Source organism: Mycobacterium sp. DHQP2018-32-09 (assembly GCF_058148405.1).
The window spans coordinates 1-695 of sequence record NZ_JBYVYK010000121.1 but is presented as its reverse complement, the minus strand read 5'-3'; the positions used below and the strand labels follow the sequence as shown (position 1 = coordinate 695).

Genomic DNA, 695 nt, shown 5'->3' with positions numbered 1-695 from the left:
CCGGGGAAGGTGCGCCCCAACTCCTCGGCCGTGCGCCGCGCCCCCACCACGACGGCCCGCACGGCGTCGGACCCGCAGCGGGCGCAGCGCAGCGCGGTGTCGTGGCGGCCGCACCAGCGGCACACCGCGCCCACCGTGGTGCGGTCGGGCAGGGACATGGGTCCGGTGCAGTGTCGGCAGCGGGCGATGGCTCGACACCGGTTGCAGGCCAACGCCGGGACGTAACCGCGCCGCGGCACCTGCACCAGGACCGGCGCGCCCGCGCCCAGCGCCCGGCGGGCGGCGTCCAGAGCCATCGACGGCAACCGGGCGGTGCGCGCGGCGGGGTCGCGCTCCTGGGTGTGGGCGCTGTCGTCGATGGCGACGACGCGCGGGCTCCTGGCCCGCACGGTGGCACGCGAGGCGACCAAGTCGTGCGCCCACCCGGACCGGACCAGCGCTTGGGCCTCCGCGGTGCGCGCATGACCGCCGATCACCGCGGCGCAGCGCACCTGGTGGGCCCGCAGCATGGCGACGTCCCTGGCGTGCGGGTAGGGCGCGCGGGGTTCGGCGAGGCTGTCGTCGCCGTCGTCCCAGACCAGGATCAGACCGAGGTCGGCGACCGGCGCGAACACCGCGCTGCGGGTGCCGATGACGAACCGTGCGCTGCCGCGCAGCACGGCCAGCCAGCGGCGGTAGCGCTCGGACGGGCCCAG

1 pseudogene is annotated in these 695 nt (G+C 77.6%); it reads right to left on the bottom strand.

Annotated features, from left to right (window positions below):
* Positions 1–695 (bottom strand): annotated as a pseudogene (locus AC30CM_RS26955) (primosome assembly protein PriA); the annotation flags it as partial.